Consider the following 17,048-nt stretch of genomic DNA (forward strand, 5'->3'; position numbering starts at 1 on the left):
GAAATAATTTAATTTAGGCTACTAATTAAGAGTTTGTTCAAGTGGATTTATATCAGATTAAAGATAAAATTTATACCGGTGACTAACCTTTACACATGATGGACGAAAACTATCGTATTATGTACCGGTTAGTGATTAAAAATGGACTCTCTTCTATAATTAAACGAAACATGATAAAGTGCCATTTTCTATTAAGCGTTGAGCTCCAAGCTTTTAAATCTTTTTTGTGTAGCAAAGGAAGTTTTTTTTACGTAATTTTGCAAAATATAATGTACACATTTGTAATAATCAATTAAATAGTTAAGTTTGTTTTAAGATTGGAGGGGACTATGAGAGTATTGGTTGTTGGACCAAGTCCATTTAAATCTAAAGGGGGTATGGCAACTGTAATTAAGGAGATTATTGAGGATAGGGACTTATGTGATATATATAATATTGAATCCTACAGTTCCTATGCTGATGGTAATAAAGTGTATGTGCTTTTTTATTCATTAATATCCTTTGCATGGTTTTTCCTTACTAAGCGAAATTATGATGTCTACCATATTCATGCCGCGTCACGGGGAAGTACCTTTAGAAAAGGTTGGTATGTTAAAACAGTAAAAAAGTGGAAAAAAAAGGTGGTTTTTCATATTCATGGAGCCCAATATATGGAGTTTTATGATGAATTAAGCAATAAGAAAAAAGGAAATGTTCGCGACATATTGAAAGTTTCTGATTTAGTAGTTGCCTTGTCTAACGATTGGAAGAATAAATTTGAAAAAACATTTGGTATTACAAATTGTGTTGTACTGGAAAATGGTATCAACGTTTCAGGTCTTGCGTTAGCGGTGAATTCTCCGATCGAACATCAAAAAGAGTTTGTAATGTTAGGAAGAATGGGGAAGCGAAAAGGTACGTTTGATTTAGTATGTGCAGTAGAAAAAGCGGTTAAAATGGAGCCTGAGCTGAAATGCTATTTGGCTGGGGATGGAGAAGTTGAGAAGGTTAAAAAGTTAGTAGCAGGAAAGCATCTGGAGAAGAATATAATAATTATCGGTTGGGCAGATTTCGAAAAAAAAATATCGTTGTTGAGTAATGTTTCAACTGTAGTATTACCCTCATATAACGAGGGATTACCTATGGCAATTTTAGAAGGCATGGCGTGTGGGAAGGCAATTATTAGTACAAAAGTAGGAGCAATTCCGGAGGTTATAAAAGATGGAAAGAACGGCATTTTGATAAATCCAGGCGATGTTGATGCATTGGCTGCAGCATTAGTAAAATGCTGTCGAAATACAGTTATGATCTCACAGATGTCAATTAGTAATATGACCAAAATTAATGAGGAATATAGTACAGCTATAATGCACAGTAAACTGATGAAATTTTACAATCAACTAATGAGGTAGAGTACTTCGTGAGTGATTACAGAAAAGTGTAGTGATTTAATGATAATGAAAAGAGACGAATTAAAGAAAATATTGAAAATGGAAAAAAGTTCTTACCTTAAAAAGGGAGTTATACCCCAGGTAGTTGTTAATTCCAAAAATGCAACAATATATAGGTTTCAAAAGTACTTAAGGTGTGAAGAATATCATTTTAATGCAGGAGATAGTTTGTATCACAAGGTAATGCTATTGTATTATAAACGAAAGAAAAATCGCTTAGGGCAAAAATTGGGTTTTGATATTCCTGCAAATTGTTTTGGACCTGGTTTGCACATTCATCATGTTGGTCTGGTAACTATTAATGGAGGATCCAAAATAGGGGACAGTTGTACTATTTTTGGAAATGTGTGTATAGGTGTTGGTAATTCAGGTGTACCTAGAATTGGAAATAACTGTACTTTGGGATTTGGCAGTATTATTATAGGTGGAATTACCATCGCAGATAATTGTCAAATAGGAGCAGGTTCAGTAGTTACAAAATCTATCTTTGAAAGTGGAAGTAAAGTTGCTGGGGTACCAGCAAAAATTATTGGTAATGTCGAAGGAAGATTATATGAATCCATTAATTAGTATTATAATTCCTGTATATAATGTTGAAGAATATTTAGATAGGTGTTTTGAGAGTGTAAAAAAGCAAACATACAATAACTTAGAAATTATTTTTGTAAATGATGGATCACCAGATAACTGTGGCCCAATGTGCGATAAATATGCAAATGAAGATAACCGTGTAAAAGTTGTTCATAAAAATAATGAAGGACTAGGATTTGCACGTAATAGTGGATTAGATGTGGCTTCTGGGGATTATGTAGCATTTGTTGATTCAGATGATTTTGTTGCAGCAGATTATATTGAAAAATTATACGATGCTATAACAAGGAATGATGCTGACACAGCTATTTGTGGAATAGTACGTTATTTTAATAATGAAAAGCAGATTGCAAAGTCTATTTGTGAACGAGAAAAGATATATTTTGATGAAGAAATCATTGATAATGTTCTATTGAATATGATTTCAAGTGAGCCAAGTGGGAAAGTTGAATCAATTATACCAGTCTCTGTTTGGCATGAGTTGTATTCGATGAAATTGATAAATGATAATAATATACGCTTTCATTCTGAACGTGAGTTTATCTCAGAGGATGCAGTATTTCAAATTGATTATTTTAAGCATTCCCATAAGACAGTCATTATTCCGTATGAATTGTATTATTATTTTAGTTCACAAGAGGGATCTCTTTCTACAAAGTATAGAAAGAATCGTTTTGAGCAAGAAAAACAACTGGCATTTGAGTTGGATAGAAAATTAAAACAATTTGTAAGGCCAATTAATTATAAAAATCGAGTGGATAGGCTCTTTTTAGGTCGAGTAAGGACCTGCTTAATGATGGAACTAGAACATGGTAATACTAGCAGGTTTACAGAGATAGTAAATGATGAAATGGTGCAAGAGACATTAAAGTGTTATCCCTTTAATGAAAATCCTATTAAGATAAGAATATTTAATTTTTTCCTTAAGAAGAAAAATTGCTTTATGTTAAAGTTGTTAATCCAAATGAAAAGATAAGCGATAATGAGGAATATATAATGAGAAAATGCGTTTTTATAATCCCATATTTCGGGAGTTTTCCTGAGATGTTTCCAGTTTTTCTAAAAACATGTGAGTGGAATAAGGAGTTTAATTGGCTTTTATTTACTGACAATAAAGAGACTTATAATTACCCAGATAATGTAAAAGTAGTGGAAATGACTTTTGAAGAAATGAAGTCAATTCTAAAGAGAAAATTTGATTTTCAAATTAGTCTTGAAGAACCACATAAATTGTGTGATTACAAACCTGCTTATGGCTATATTTTTGAGGATTATTTATCAGAATATAAGTTTTGGGGACATTGTGATATTGATACCATAATGGGGAATTTAAGCAGATTTATTACAGATGAGTTATTGGATAAGTATGACAAATTATTTTGCTTAGGACATATGGTTCTTTATAGGAATACACTTCAGAATAATCGAGTTTTTATGTCAGATTTTAGAGGGAAAAGTTTATACCGAGATTCATTTTCGGATTCTAAGACTACTGTTTTTGATGAAACCTTCCGTAGTGAAAATAATATTAATACCATTTTCATTGATCAAGGCCTAAGGGTATTACAAGAGGATTGGTCAGTCAATTTTAAGATTCAACCAACCAGGTTTATAAAAATAACATACAATTATAGAACTGGGAATTATGATGAAGAGTATCGAAAAGATGAGCTTTATGTATGGAGCAATGGAAACGTGTATAGGTATTATGTTGAAAATGGTTCTTTGTTACGTGAAGAGTTTTTGTATATGCATCTCCAATTGAGACGTATGAAGTATCATGAATCAATACTTGTGAGTAGGGAATTTAAAATAGTTCCTGAATCTTTTCTCCCCTTGGAAACATGGCCAATAACAATAAAAAGTTTTAATATAATTAAAAAGAAAACTTGGAATTATCATTTTATAAATATGAAAAGACATAACCTTAAAGATAAATATAAACGTTATAAGGAACGTTTGAGAATGTATGTAGAGAGGTTAAAATGAATAAAATAAAATTTATTGTTTTTTTACTGAGAGATTTTCCTAAGTCTGTATTCTTTAATTTCATTGTGTTTCCATTTGCAATTGCAATTAAGATGCCAGTCCGTATCCGGTACAATGTTAAATTAGGAAAATTGAGGAAAAATTCTGTACAACTAAACTGTGTACCAAAGTATTTCATGGTTAAACTTGGTTTCCAAGGAGCTGGATTTGTTTCTGCAAATCATAGCTCGTTTTCTGTATTGAAAGATGGTTGTATTATATTTAGTGGAGAATGTGTGATTGCTGAAGGATTTAACATTTTTATAGATAATGGTGTTGTAACCATAGGAGAAGGGTTTTATTCTAATAGAAATTTTGAATTACAATGTGAAAGAGAAATTTCCATTGGACAGGATGTATTATTAGGATGGAATGTCAGTGTTCGAGACACAGATGGACATAAAACATATTTTAATGGTATTGAAAATAATGATAGAGAGTGTGTCGTTGTTAATAATCACGTCTGGATAGCTTCACATTGTACAATACTTAAAGGAACACATTTAAGTCAGGGAAGCATAGTAGGTTGTAATAGTTTAGTCTGCGGCGTAAAAATGGAGCAACCTAACTGTTTACTAGCTGGAGTTCCTGCCAGAGTTAAAAAGCAAGGAATTACTTGGAAAGAATAGGTATTGATATGAACATTGTAGTTAAATGGGAGACAATATTATGAGCCTCCAAGTTAAAGTAAAAAAGAAAGAACTAAGTTCATACTTTTTCGCAATTGTAATGTACCATATTTTCTTTGTGCGATGGTATTATTTTGAATCATATGATTTATTTAAATACATACTTATATTTATTGCAGGGATTTTATTGTTATTAAATGTAAGGGTAATAAATCAAAAAAAAAATTTGACATTAAATTTTTTTGTTTTTCTATTTTGCTGTATTGCGTTATATTCATCATATCTCAATGCTGGTGGAGTTTCAGGATCAACATTAAGAGGTATTGTATTCATATGTACTGTTGTAGAAATTTTTGCGTTCATTAAGGTATTGGCTGTAAAGAAACAATTAAGTGTTCTTTTTAAGTCCTTCTACGTATTGAGTCTTTTTTACTGTGTTATTACTGATTTGATTTTATTATTAATTCCGAACCTTTACTATGCTAATATAAGTAATTATTTTATTGGCAATAAATTTACGGTTTCATACTTGCATATATATCTTGTGATTTTTTACTATTTTATCAATAAAGAAAAAATCGAACGCGGATTCAATTCGAAACGTATGATACTAATTTGCTATTTTTTATGGGCATTTATTATCAGTTTTATCACTGAATGCACAACAGGAATAATAGGATGTTTATTGGTATTAATATTTTTCAAAATTAAATCAAACCTATTTACTGCGAAAAAGTGGTTATTACTTCTTGCGGTTTCGGATTCTATTCTTATTTTGTTTGATAATCTAATTCTTTCAATACCGGTAGTACAATATTTTATTATCAACGTACTTGGTGAATCGCTTGATTTGCATGGAAGATTACAAATGTATGAAAGTGTATTACCGTTAATTCAAGAAGAATTTCTTTTTGGATATGGTGCTAACAATTATTATAATGTTTTATATTCCCTAGTAAAAGCGCCGAATGCACAAAACGGATTCCTGAATAGTTTAGTACAGTATGGCATTATTGGTACAGTTGCCCTAGTCATTCTTTTATATTTTATGCTTTGGTTAGGGCAAAACTCAAAAAGAGCTAAACCGTTCTTTATACTTGTGTTTATGTTGACAATATTATCTTCTGTGGAAATAACAATTAATATTTACTTCGTCTTCTTTGTTGCTCTGATTTTTGGAATTCGTTTGGAGGATGATGTGTCCGTAAGGAAGGACCTTATGGTTCGCTGATCTTCAAGAAATCTGAACAATCTCGCTAGGCGATAAGCTTTATTTCTTTAGGTTGATGATTGGCTATTTCTAGTATTCTGCCTTCTGTATATTGCCATGGCATAGTGTCACTTGTGCCAAATTTGAGAGCCACCAGTACAACAGAAGATCCACCATTAAAAAGGATTCGTACCAGGTTGTCACTTTACATGAAGCCCCTACGGACATGGATTCCCCGCCAGAAAGTCAGAATCCATGAGGCTGGCTCTTGTCATGGCAGAGGTGGCTCTTAAATCTGTCCGAAGTGGCACTTTTGCATGGTTGTATACACTTCTACCTACCTTAATTTTATTCGCCGTTTTTAGGAGCCCAGGTCCAAGAATTTCTAATATTTTTTGCTTTACACCATTATGGATAGGTTCCTTTGGATTTACTAACATCCTCTCATGCAAACTATTGGGATGCTTCGCTTATCTCCTTGGACCTGTTGCAATAAGGTTCAAAATATACACGGTAAGAAGAACCTTTAGTTTTACATTTAGACAATGATAGTTTCATGAAAGAGTAACAATGTTTGAAACAAACTATTAATTAGGTACTACACCTTCTAAAAGTCGGTCAGGAGTGAGTAATTACATCCTCACTAAGAGCCCATTTTCTGAATCTGTAAATACCGCTCCAACTATGAGAATGAAGGATTTGTTTCAATCAATGATGACATGGGTTAAGGTATTCGTCCTTTGGTACAACTACAACTATTACTATAGTGAGAAGAAGTTTTTCACATCACATAAGCATCAAAGTGGACAAGTTGAATTAGTACTAAGAAACTGCATCAAAATTGGTGAAACTGCGAAGTTCGTTATTGGCAGCTCAAACGGAAAAATCTAGGGGAATCAAATTGAGCCTAAAACTTAATGCATTTTTGAGGGGCTTTGAGCAAAATAAATCTCCTTAGATACCACAACTATCTTGACAATTAAAGAGGAGAAGAGTAGTTAATGTCGAAATCATTGATGAAAAACGCTTTTTTTAATACTTTGTATAAGGCATTAACAGTAGTTTTTCCATTATTTACTGTTTCTTATGCATCTCACATTCTTGGTCCTGCTGGTATTGGGAATGTTTCGTCTGCACAGAACATAGTGACATATTTTACAATGTTTGCATCGCTTGGTATTCCTTCATATGGTGTCCGTGCAATTGCAAAAATAAGATCTGCTAGCGGCAAAGAAAAAAATCAAATTTTTTCTGAACTATTCCTAATTAATGCATTAGCTACTTCAATTTGCATTGTAGCCTATTTAATTATGCTTAATGTATTTGAAACTCCTAGTACACTTAATATTATTTTTGGTTTATTAATCGTATTAAATTATTTTAATATTGAATGGGTTTACCAAGGACTTGAAAAGTATCAATATATTGCTATGCGTAGCTTAGCAATAAAAGTTATATCATTAATATTAATGCTTATATTGGTAAAAACAAAACAAGATATTTGGATATATGCTATAATTGTATGTTTTGGTACCGTAGGAAATTATATCTTTAATATGGTTCAATTGAGAAGGTATGTTAATTTTCGTTTCTTTAATCTTAAAGTCAGTCGGCATTTTAAGCCAATTATTATATTTTTTGCATCCGTTCTTGCTATTGAACTATATAGTCTTTTAGATATTACCATGCTGACTAAAATGAGTAACCCTGAATCTGTAGGATATTTTTCAAATGCTGTAAAAATTGTAAAAATGTTAGCAGGCACTTTTACAGCGATAGGTGCTGTACTATTACCTAGATTAAGTATATATTATTCTCAGAATGATCTGAAAAGAGTAGAAGAAGTTATAAATACGTTTTTAAAAATTATGATATTTATATCAATACCAAGTTGCGTGGGATTGGTATTAATTTCAGATAAGATAGTATTTGTTTTATTTGGCCGTGATTTTTTACCAGCAATAGAAACTATAAAAATTTTGAGTCCATTGCTAATTTTAATGCCTTTATCGGGGGGAGTATTTGGACAATTATTACTTACAACAGATAAAGAAAAAACTTTTTTCAAGTGTGTGTTTTTTGGGACCTGCGTAAATGTAATATTAAATGTTATATTAATTCCGTTATATAATCAAAATGGTGCTGCTATTGCTTCTGTTGCAACTGAGGCTATGGTCACTGCGCTAATGCTTGTAGCTTGTCGGAAATTGACGAAAATACCATTAAATGTAAAGTATTACCTTTCGATTGGTATATCAGCTTTTTGTATGGCATTAGTAATTACTTTAGTAGAAAAGATATTTTCTGGTGTAAGCCTGTTACCTCTTATGGTTCTCGATGTTGTTTTAGGAGCATTAACCTATTTTATTATTTTACTGATGCTAAAAAATGATATTATGTTATCCGCTATTGCAAAGTTGAAAAGAATAAAGTAATTCAGGAACTTTACGGGAGTTATGGCCCAGATATGGTATGCAGTAGCAATAATGAAGGTATATACTTTAACGAATTGTGTAGAATATAAAAGCCGGATGCCCTTCCTTCTCCATGTTCCAGGGAAAATAAGAAAAAATATATATAATTACAGTAAAGATGCTATTTTACAATTAACTCATGAAGGATACAGCATCGTAGAAAATTCGAAGAAATTGGCAAATACCTATATAACTTGAAGGAAAATTTATATAGTAAGTGAAATTAGAATAAAAGATGTGCAAAAAATTAATTCAAGAGGGTAGTAATACAATGGAAATATCAAGAATGTTTAAAAATTTTTCTAATAGACTTATGAAATCAATATTAGATGAGGAAAGTTTCACAAAATTAAAATTTTATATACTACAAGGTTATAAGTTAAATCTAAAAGAACCTAAAACTCTTTCTGAGAAAATACAATGGATCAAACTTTATAGTGACCTTGAATCTTTGTCTAGTTATATTGACAAATTTGAAGTAAGAAAATATATAAAATTTAAAGTTGGAGAAGAATATTTAATTCCTTTAATCGATGTTTATGATAGTAGCGATAAAATTGATTTTAAATCTTTGCCAAAATCATTTGTTGCAAAAGCAACTCATGCATCCGGTTGGAACTTAATTGTAAAAGATAAGGATTCCATTATCTGGGAAGAGGAGAAGCAAAAGATAGATAAATGGATAAACTCTAGTTTTTATATAAAAACAGGTGAAAGAAATTATAAGAACATTAGAGGGAGGGTTGTAATTGAGGATTTAATTGAGGATCCTTCAGGTGATTTAAAAGACTATAAAATTTTCTGTTTTGATGGCCAGCCAAAATTCATTCAAGTGGATGGGGATAGGTATGAAAATCATAAGAGAGATATATATGATACTGATTGGAATAGATTAAACGTAACATATATGCATGGAAATTTAAAGTCACCCGTTCAAAAACCTAAAAAATTCAATGAACTCCTAGAAATTGCAAAGAAACTTTCGTCTGATTTTAAATTTGTAAGAGTGGATTTGTATTACACTGAGGACAAAATATTTTTTGGTGAATTAACTTTTACTCCTGGTAATGGTTTTGAGCGTTTTTCGAAGAGGCAGGTTGATTTAGAATTTGGAGGATACCTAAACTTAAATGGTAATTCTATCATAAATAAACAATAGTTATGTTTGAATTCAAGTTGAAAAAGAAAAAGTTATATTTAAGATTCTCGGTAATGGATATTAGGAACAAGGTCAACGAACATATATTCCTTTTATTCATTCTTGGGTTGGATTTAATATCTCTATTAACAATATTCAAATTGCATAAATGTTGAATATCATTGTTGTGTTATTAGAGAATTAAATATCATTAAAGATAGTTAGATTAAAAGGTGAACAAAGAAATATTGGGTTGGACTCCCTAAAAGTGATGGTGGAGAGAAAGTACCACGTCATAACTCGGAATTTTTAAAGGTCGATAGAATACTTGACTAGTAGAATCAAAAGATTTGGTCAAAAATGATATGGGAATGAGCTTGGTTGAATCTTATTGTGTATAGTATTCTGTTGGATGGAAGATAGCCAACAGATGTAACGAGTCTTTGAATGCTTATATAAAGGGAATTATTTAATAAATGTCTAGGGGTTATTAGGACCAATATGCGATTGCCTAAAACAACCCGAAGTAAGTTTAGATGTGAGTATAATAGAGTTAACTTTGTTTTCACTCTTCTTTATATATTGAGTGCAATTTAAAGTAATAAATTGGAGTTATCAGTACTTGCTATAATTTATGATTATGATTAATGTGTTTAATTGGTTTTCAAGCCCTTGTATATATTAAAAGGAAAATAAAAATTTTTGAGGTGGGAAACAAATGAAAATCTCAGTAGCTGGAACTGGGTATGTTGGCTTAGTAACTGGGGTCTGTTTAGCGGAACATAATCATTCTGTTACTTGTGTGGATATAGATGAAAAAAAAGTAGCCTTAATGAAGGATGGTATTTCTCCTATTTATGAACCAGGCCTCGAAGAATTAATGTTGAAAAATATGGATAAATTAAATTTTACAACTGATTTTAAGAAAGCATATAAAGATGCAGATGTTATTTTTATCGGTGTTGGAACTCCAGAAAAGCAGGATGGTTCTGCTAATTTAAGTTATGTTTATGGTGTTGCGGAACAAATCGCTGGAAGTATAGAGAAGGATTGTGTAATAGTTGTAAAGTCAACTGTACCAATTGGAACAAATGATAAAATTGAAGATTTGATAAAATCCAAACTGGTACATGATGTGAATGTATATGTGGCTTCTAGCCCAGAGTTTTTGGCGCAAGGTACTGCTGTAAAAGATACTCTACATCCATCTAGAATTGTAATTGGTGTAGAGGAAAAAAATGCTAGTGTAGTATTAAAAGAGGTATATAAAGATTTTAATGCACCACTTATTGTTACGAATAGAAAAAGTGCTGAAATGATTAAGTATGCCTCTAATGATTTCCTTGCACTAAAAATCTCTTTTATTAATGAAATAGCAAACCTTTGTGAAATTATTGGAGCAGATATAGAGGATGTTGCATTGGGGATGGGTTATGATAGCCGGATAGGAAATCGCTTTTTAAACGCAGGGATTGGTTACGGTGGATCGTGTTTTCCTAAGGATACAAAAGCTCTGCATTGGCTTGCAAATTTCCATGATAATGAATTAAAAACTGTTAAGGCAGCTATTGATGTAAATGAAAATCAAAAGCTAAAATTAATCAAAAAATCACGTAAGTATTTCGATAGCTTCTACGGACTAAATATTGCTGTGCTAGGCTTAACCTTCAAACCTGGAACGGATGATTTAAGAGAAGCGCCTACTCTTGTAAATATTCCTATCATGCTAGAGGATGGAGCAAAGGTAAAAGCGTGGGATCCTGTTGGAGTTGAGAATTTTAAGAAAAAGTTCCCTGAAGAAATTACTTATTGCAATACAATAGAAGACACTTTAAGTAATGCAGATGTATGTTTCATCTTTACTGAATGGGATGAAGTAAAAGACTTTGACCTAACAAAGTATAGTAAACTAATGAAAAATCCTATTGTTATAGATGGAAGAAACTGCTATGATTTGAAACGTGTTAGAAAAGCTAACTTGATATATGAATCTATTGGAAGAGAGACTGTTAATAGTTTTGAAGGTATATTAGTTTAGCTGAATGAAAGATTCTGTTCTAACTATATGACTTGATAACTTTAATAATATTAAGAAGCAGCTTGAGATTAATTCATCAGGCTGATTTTTTTGATTCGGGCTATATTTGTTTGGTAGAAACTAATTGTTATTACTAGTGAAAATTGACTTATAATACAGGGGGTGGACAAAGTTCTTCAAATACATATGCCTTGATTCCATTCATACCAACCTTTTATGCTACTTCTAAATAAAAATCAGGTGATATGACGGGAATCATACGCGATCACTATTCCACGCTTTTAGTAAACACATGATTTCAGTAAAAGTGAAAATCTAATAAAATTTAAATGAATGCCGTTAATTAAAGGAAAAAGATAGGAGGCTAGTTAATGGTAAAAGGTTAGATTCACGCTTTCCTTTTTAAACCCTAAAGAAGCCGTTAGTATTAATTGATTACGTGTGACACAATTAATACTGTATTGCCCTCTAGTTCAAACTCCTCGAATCCAACTGGAAGGATAAAATGCATTCCTTTTTTCAATAGATAGTGTTCTCCTTCATTTAGTAATGCGCCTTCACCTTCAATGACACTTACAAGTATGTAGCGCTCATTAAATGTGAAAGTCACCTTTTCATTTACTTCTATTTGTCTTTGCGATTGTAATCAAACACCATGTAGATTGTGCCAGAACTTTGCTGCGTTTCTAACACAAGTGTTCCCTCACATCAAGCGTGTATCTTTCCGCTTGGTACATAGAAAAATATCGCTAGGAGTAATTTTTACCATAGGGGGAAGTCTATTCCATTTTCATTCCATTTGGGTGGGTGGAGATGGCCCAGCATTCTCCTGTATAAATTGTAGGGATGTCATAACCAAACTCAGTTGCTAAGGCGTTACCGCCCCAAATAGTTCTTTGAAAACTGGCTTAAAAATAATGGTTGCGAAATGAGAACCCCCGCTGTTTATAAATTCTTTTGAAGTGCTTGCTAGGATAGCATAAGTGATCTCGTCATACCTGCATTATCGCCAAAACCAGGACTAACAATATAGTCAGATAGCTCTGGTAAAATGAAATAATCGGCAATGAATTTTTTTAAATAATTATATATTGAAGGAAATAATTGTGTTTGATTCATGATTCCGCCACCAAGGATAACTTTTTTCGGAGAGTGAGAGAATCAACAAATATTCCATAATAGCTTGAGCAATATAATAACTTTGTAATTCACATGCTTCCGGCCTGTCCGTAAGCTCAACTCCTCTGATGCCCCAACGTGCCTCTATTGCTGGTCCAGAAGCGAGACCTTCATATTCATCTTCCAGATGACGTCTTACAAGAATATGACCCATTTCCAGATGGGATAACCCTTGGAGTAGTTTGCCATGGACAACGGCTCCTGCACCAATGCCCGTTCCAAAGGTTATGTATAAGCAACTATCCGAACCCTTTGCAACTCCATAAATTGCCTCACCTAATGCGGCTGCGTTCACATCTGTATTAAAACCTATCGGTATGCCGAAATCGTTCTCTAACGTCTTTACGATCGGGTAATTACGCCAACCTGGTTTAGGTGTCGAAGTGATGTGGCCATAACTAGGAATTTCCTTGTCCAGATTAAGTGGCCCGAAAGACCCCACCTCAATTGCCTCAAGCTGGTGGCCCTTAGCATCGTTTCCTCAGGGACAGTCGTTGGTATTTGAATTCCTTCTATGATTTTGCCTGTTTCATCCCCGATAGCACAAACAAACTTCGTACCACGTACCGCCGGCTTCAACTGCACCTAACATCTGTAACCGTCAAGTTGTTTTGAACACTTTTTGCTAATTAAGATTGAACACTTTCTTTCTCAAAAATGGTAAATCGGTGCTTTAATCTATAGCTGTCATTTTCATTTAACTGAACAACCTCTACTCTGTGAAGCAATCGATCCAATATTGCTGTTGTAATTCCTTGATCGCCCATCAATTCAACCCATTCTTCTGGTCCTTTATTTGAGGTTAAGATAATGGAACTTCGTTCATATAAATGATTAATTAGATGAAAGAACAGGTTAGCTTCCCGTTGATCCATTGCCAAATACATTAGATCATCAATAATAACCAAATCTGATTCTTTTATTCTCTTTAACTGCACCTGTGATTTTCGAATATACTCTTCTGTTTTTAATAGATGAACAAGTTCGCCCATACTTGAAAAGGAGACTTTATAACCCTTTGAAATGGCTTCTATTCCTAGGCCAATCCCAATATGAGTTTTACCTGCACCAGGCGGTCCTAATAGAATAATATTGTATTGCTGCTCCAGCCAATTGAGTTCTCTTAATTGGTTTAATTGACGCTTACTAAGAGATTCTTGTTCTTCAATATTAAATTCATCTAATGTCTTATGATAAGGGAATCTGGCCAATTTCAGCCTTTTTTCCACATTTTTCTCTTCTCGTCGTTTCACTTCAAACATTAGGATTTCCTGCATAAACTCTTGATAAGTCCAAGACATTGTTTCGGCATTACGAAGTAATACTGGCAGCTCATTAGCCGTTTCCGTCATCCGAAGATGACGGAGTTGTTCTTGAAGAACATTTACCGTTGTATTCATTACGAAGCACCCCCAATAATGTTGAAATAGACATTCATTTCCCTAGTTGCTGCTGTAGCTTTTAAAGCGGGGTTATTATTTTTTACTTTCTGTTTTGAAGAAGGACTAGGAGCTTTTGTTTCTTTTAATCGAGTTATATGTTGTGCAATATCCCGTAGGTCGTTGGCACTCCATAACTGATCTTTAATACAAACAGCTAAGGCTTCATCTATCCCAGAACGGTAATGGGTAATAGCTAGTTGAATGACTTGAAGCTGATCTCGTACATATCTTGGGTAACGAACAGCTACTTCATGAATAAATAACTCTGCCTTCTCTTGATCACTAAACTGGCGAATAATTGTTTCCTTATAAGCTTGAATACCTTTTGAACGATCTCTTGTATGCTGACGATTCTTTATTAATTCACCTTTACCATGACACAATCGGTGTTTGGCTAATATCTCTCCTTGCGGAGCTGCGCTAATAATAAGCTCTTCCTCTTGAATTTCAATAAAAACTGTATTATTACCTCTTGGTCGATATGTACCTAGAGGAACTGAATAACGATTGGATTTATATTTAATGACATTGTCCTTTTGAACCGTTCTTGATATACTAGAACCAATGTTACTCTCGAGAGAGAGTAGGGATGAGACTGGCTTTAAGTGTTGCTTTTCCAGGGCGTGCACTTCTACCGGTCTCTTTTTAGTTGTGTTATGTACATTGTAATTACCCGTTCTTTCTAACCACGATACGCACTTTTCATTCCATGTATCAATATTTGAGAATACCCTGTGTTTTGCAAAATTTCCTTTTACAAATTTAACAACATTCTCAACCTTTCCCTTAGTTGCTGGGTCTGATTTACGACATAAATATATTCGGAAACCTCGTTCTTGCTTGTATGCTTGAAATTCTCCCGTCAGGATAATGTCCCCTGCATTTTCGCTAACTGTAATTAGATGGTCTTGATCGTAAACTATTTCCTCTGGCATGCCACCAAAGTATTGAAAAGCTCTCTCATGACAATGAATAGTATCTCTGGTTGTAAACGGGCGTGCTAACCATTCCACGTATTTAAACCGTGAGTGAGAGAGGACAAAGGTTATAAAGTATAATTTAACTTCTTTGTTTCCCGTATTCTTTACAGTTATTTCTCCCCAATCTACTTGTACTTGGTGTCCCATCGGTAATTCCTCAACAGCCTCATGTGGGCGAATATTAATTTCCTTTGGTATTTGATAGATATCTCTTATTTCACTTACATATCCTCGAATAGTACTTCCTCCGATTTCAATGGTTGGGTATCGTTCCCTTAACCAATCTTCGATTTGAGCAGATGATAAATCTGGGTGTTTTTTCAACCAATTAATAATACGATCCCGAAAGGGATCTAACTTTTTCCTGCTGCTACTTAAAGAATTAACCCAATCTGAAGCTTTCCCCAAATCCATATCTAAGTATTTATAAACAGTATTCCTAGAAATCTTTAGCTTCTTGGCAATTGTAGCAACCTTAAATCCTTGTTCTTTTAATTGATGCACTTCTAAATACATTAGTAATTTTTCCACCTATCTTATCCTCCAGCCAAACATAGTTGATAATAGTATCATAGCTTGCTGGAATAAATATTGGTAAAAAAGTGTTCAATCTTATCTGGCGGAAACTGTTAATTATAGTCTAGCAGTTACAACATCACGTATTACCACCTATCAAGAATACTTAACTTAACCTTTCTATTCATTATACTAAAGAAAGATCATTTATTAAATTCCTCCAGATAATGTAAATAGGAAATTCGTGACTGCTAGTTTAACGTCACTTGGATAATTTTTGGATCATATTTTATGAAATCATTCTTTTGCTTTTCAATAGATTCATATTCAAGTTTGATGATGCGGAGGATCATTGAGATTAGTAATTAGTTAAGATGGGGAAGTGCGACAACAACAATTGATCAGAATTGCACTCATATCTCTATAACAAAAATGCAAATTTACAAATGCAACTACTGAGGAAGTCAAATGAAAAAATATGAAACAAAATAAATACCTATAAACTATTCGAAGGCATGAAATCTTAGAACTATTTTTAGAGGAGTATAAACTAAAGCAAAATCCGAAGAAGTAATTTTATCCAACCAAAGAGTGCTATCCATAGCGGGACACTGATTGAGACACCCCAGAGCAGCCCGTGAATTATATTACCTTGTTCTTCCATTAAAACCACTCCCTACAATATAGTAATAGATTACTGTTTATATTGTTTCGATTGATATCATTTAATAGATAATTGAGTAGCGGTAATATAAATGGAGATACCCTATAAATATTATTACATTCGTAGGATAAAGAATAATGTGGAAATGTGAATCTATGTTAAAAATACCAAATATAGAGTGAGATTAAAGCGGAAAGTTGTCAGAGCTATTAATTTTATTTCGACATAACTATCTAAAATTTTAGTGTGGCTTGTGCAATTTTCTTTTCACATTCTCCACGCCCATTTCTTTTTTGTTAAAATTTAGTATATATTGTCAGATTTTATGTATTTATTATTTATAAATGGTTAATAGTACTATTAACGGCAAGCAATTAATGATATAGTTAACTTGTAAATATATAGTTCGTACGAAAGGGCAACACCATTGAAAAATGGTCTCGCAAAACTATAGGGGCTAACGTTTTTTGAAACTATGCCAGCCAGGTGCCGAATATGATCACCTTCCTACGAATTATAAGATAGCTATTAGGGGGTAATATTATGTTTATTTTTATTGCAGGACTATTAGTCGGTTCATTTTCAATGCTTACCATTATGAGCCTCATGGTTGCAGCAAAAAGGGGAGATCATCAGTTAGAAGCTTTTCAAAGTGAAAAGGCTTGCCAAAACTGATTGCCTATTAAAAACGAATATTCTTGAGAACATTATTGTGTTTTATGATTGGAA

Annotated in this window: 14 protein-coding genes, 2 pseudogenes and 1 riboswitch; of the genes and pseudogenes, 11 read left to right on the forward strand and 5 right to left on the reverse strand. The window is 32.9% G+C overall.

The window, feature by feature from the left end; all coding sequences use genetic code 11:
* Nucleotides 1–329: 329 nt before the first annotated feature.
* From BLR86_RS15060 to BLR86_RS15085, 6 genes are read left to right on the forward strand one after another with little or no spacing between them, the layout of a single operon-like run.
* A complete protein-coding gene (locus BLR86_RS15060; RefSeq protein WP_090762862.1) occupies nt 330–1,391 on the forward strand; it encodes a glycosyltransferase family 4 protein in 1,062 nt (353 codons plus the stop codon).
* A 12-nt stretch (nt 1,392–1,403) separates the two neighbouring features.
* Entirely contained in the window at nt 1,404–2,000 is a 597-nt protein-coding gene (locus BLR86_RS15065; RefSeq protein WP_090762864.1) for a DapH/DapD/GlmU-related protein, read from the forward strand.
* Nucleotides 1,984–2,997, forward strand: a complete 1,014-nt coding sequence (locus BLR86_RS15070) for a glycosyltransferase family 2 protein (RefSeq protein ID WP_175492908.1) — start codon at nt 1,984–1,986, stop codon at nt 2,995–2,997. The genes BLR86_RS15065 and BLR86_RS15070 overlap by 17 nt, the downstream gene beginning before the upstream one ends.
* A 20-nt stretch (nt 2,998–3,017) precedes the next feature.
* Nucleotides 3,018–4,010, forward strand: a complete 993-nt coding sequence (locus BLR86_RS15075; RefSeq protein ID WP_368086787.1) for a DUF6625 family protein — start codon at nt 3,018–3,020, stop codon at nt 4,008–4,010.
* Nucleotides 4,007–4,678: an acyltransferase gene (locus BLR86_RS15080; RefSeq protein WP_090762869.1), complete on the forward strand. Its 672-nt coding sequence runs from the start codon at nt 4,007–4,009 to the stop codon at nt 4,676–4,678. Before BLR86_RS15075 ends, BLR86_RS15080 begins: the two co-directional genes overlap by 4 nt.
* A gap of 40 nt (nt 4,679–4,718) precedes the next feature.
* Entirely contained in the window at nt 4,719–5,909 is a 1,191-nt protein-coding gene (locus tag BLR86_RS15085; protein WP_175492909.1) for an O-antigen ligase family protein, read from the forward strand.
* A 197-nt stretch (nt 5,910–6,106) separates the two neighbouring features.
* Here the strand turns inward: BLR86_RS15085 and BLR86_RS15090 are convergent, their stop codons facing one another.
* Nucleotides 6,107–6,328 carry a hypothetical protein gene (locus BLR86_RS15090; RefSeq protein WP_090762874.1) on the reverse strand — a complete coding sequence of 74 codons (222 nt, stop codon included), beginning with the start codon at nt 6,326–6,328 and terminating at the stop codon, nt 6,107–6,109.
* A 244-nt stretch (nt 6,329–6,572) separates the two neighbouring features.
* On the opposite strand from BLR86_RS15090, the gene BLR86_RS25700 reads away from it, so the two are divergent.
* The 4 genes from BLR86_RS25700 to BLR86_RS15110 all read left to right on the forward strand — a co-directional run bounded on the left by BLR86_RS25700 (nt 6,573) and on the right by BLR86_RS15110 (nt 11,538).
* Nucleotides 6,573–6,779 (forward strand): hypothetical protein, encoded by a 207-nt coding sequence (locus BLR86_RS25700; protein ID WP_217642387.1) that lies wholly within the window; start codon nt 6,573–6,575, stop codon nt 6,777–6,779.
* Between the two features lie 110 nt (nt 6,780–6,889).
* The gene (locus BLR86_RS15095; RefSeq protein ID WP_090762876.1) at nt 6,890–8,323 is read left to right on the forward strand and encodes a flippase; all 1,434 of its coding nucleotides are present in this window, start codon (nt 6,890–6,892) and stop codon (nt 8,321–8,323) included.
* Nucleotides 8,324–8,675: 352 nt separating this feature from the next.
* Nucleotides 8,676–9,521, forward strand: a complete 846-nt coding sequence (locus BLR86_RS15105) for an ATP-grasp fold amidoligase family protein (protein ID WP_217642388.1) — start codon at nt 8,676–8,678, stop codon at nt 9,519–9,521.
* A 697-nt stretch (nt 9,522–10,218) separates the two neighbouring features.
* Entirely contained in the window at nt 10,219–11,538 is a 1,320-nt protein-coding gene (locus tag BLR86_RS15110; RefSeq protein ID WP_090762882.1) for a UDP-glucose dehydrogenase family protein, read from the forward strand.
* Nucleotides 11,539–11,965: 427 nt separating this feature from the next.
* Here BLR86_RS15110 and BLR86_RS15115 read toward each other — a convergent pair.
* The 4 genes and pseudogenes from BLR86_RS15115 to istA all read right to left on the reverse strand — a co-directional run bounded on the left by BLR86_RS15115 (nt 11,966) and on the right by istA (nt 15,655).
* Nucleotides 11,966–12,428: pseudogene (locus BLR86_RS15115) on the reverse strand (hypothetical protein).
* A gap of 79 nt (nt 12,429–12,507) precedes the next feature.
* Nucleotides 12,508–13,309 (reverse strand): annotated as a pseudogene (locus BLR86_RS15120) (ROK family protein).
* Between the two features lie 37 nt (nt 13,310–13,346).
* Nucleotides 13,347–14,117, reverse strand: a complete 771-nt coding sequence (gene istB, locus BLR86_RS15125; protein ID WP_090762884.1) for an IS21-like element helper ATPase IstB — start codon at nt 14,115–14,117, stop codon at nt 13,347–13,349.
* A complete protein-coding gene (gene istA / locus BLR86_RS15130; protein WP_139185624.1) occupies nt 14,117–15,655 on the reverse strand; it encodes an IS21 family transposase in 1,539 nt (512 codons plus the stop codon). Before istA ends, istB begins: the two co-directional genes overlap by 1 nt.
* Nucleotides 15,656–16,726: 1,071 nt before the next feature.
* Nucleotides 16,727–16,813, forward strand: a riboswitch (cyclic di-GMP riboswitch).
* A gap of 49 nt (nt 16,814–16,862) precedes the next feature.
* On the opposite strand from istA, the gene BLR86_RS26830 reads away from it, so the two are divergent.
* Nucleotides 16,863–16,994: a hypothetical protein gene (locus BLR86_RS26830; protein WP_302847223.1), complete on the forward strand. Its 132-nt coding sequence runs from the start codon at nt 16,863–16,865 to the stop codon at nt 16,992–16,994.
* The last annotated feature ends 54 nt before the right edge of the window (nt 16,995–17,048 follow it).

Source organism: Bacillus sp. OK048, from assembly GCF_900103525.1.
Lineage (GTDB): Bacteria > Bacillota > Bacilli > Bacillales > Cytobacillaceae > Neobacillus.

Bases quoted from the DNA above. Each gene is read 5' to 3' on its own strand.
- BLR86_RS26830 (WP_302847223.1), top strand. From the start codon at position 16,863: ATGTTTATTTTTATTGCAGGACTATTAGTCGGTTCATTTTCAATGCTT.
- istB (WP_090762884.1), bottom strand. From the start codon at position 14,117: ATGAATACAACGGTAAATGTTCTTCAAGAACAACTCCGTCATCTTCGG.
- istA (WP_139185624.1), bottom strand. From the start codon at position 15,655: ATGTATTTAGAAGTGCATCAATTAAAAGAACAAGGATTTAAGGTTGCT.
- BLR86_RS25700 (WP_217642387.1), top strand. From the start codon at position 6,573: ATGAGAATGAAGGATTTGTTTCAATCAATGATGACATGGGTTAAGGTA.
- BLR86_RS15095 (WP_090762876.1), top strand. From the start codon at position 6,890: ATGTCGAAATCATTGATGAAAAACGCTTTTTTTAATACTTTGTATAAG.
- BLR86_RS15090 (WP_090762874.1), bottom strand. From the start codon at position 6,328: ATGTTAGTAAATCCAAAGGAACCTATCCATAATGGTGTAAAGCAAAAA.
- BLR86_RS15080 (WP_090762869.1), top strand. From the start codon at position 4,007: ATGAATAAAATAAAATTTATTGTTTTTTTACTGAGAGATTTTCCTAAG.
- BLR86_RS15060 (WP_090762862.1), top strand. From the start codon at position 330: ATGAGAGTATTGGTTGTTGGACCAAGTCCATTTAAATCTAAAGGGGGT.
- BLR86_RS15085 (WP_175492909.1), top strand. From the start codon at position 4,719: ATGAGCCTCCAAGTTAAAGTAAAAAAGAAAGAACTAAGTTCATACTTT.
- BLR86_RS15075 (WP_368086787.1), top strand. From the start codon at position 3,018: ATGAGAAAATGCGTTTTTATAATCCCATATTTCGGGAGTTTTCCTGAG.
- BLR86_RS15070 (WP_175492908.1), top strand. From the start codon at position 1,984: ATGAATCCATTAATTAGTATTATAATTCCTGTATATAATGTTGAAGAA.
- BLR86_RS15110 (WP_090762882.1), top strand. From the start codon at position 10,219: ATGAAAATCTCAGTAGCTGGAACTGGGTATGTTGGCTTAGTAACTGGG.
- BLR86_RS15105 (WP_217642388.1), top strand. From the start codon at position 8,676: ATGAAATCAATATTAGATGAGGAAAGTTTCACAAAATTAAAATTTTAT.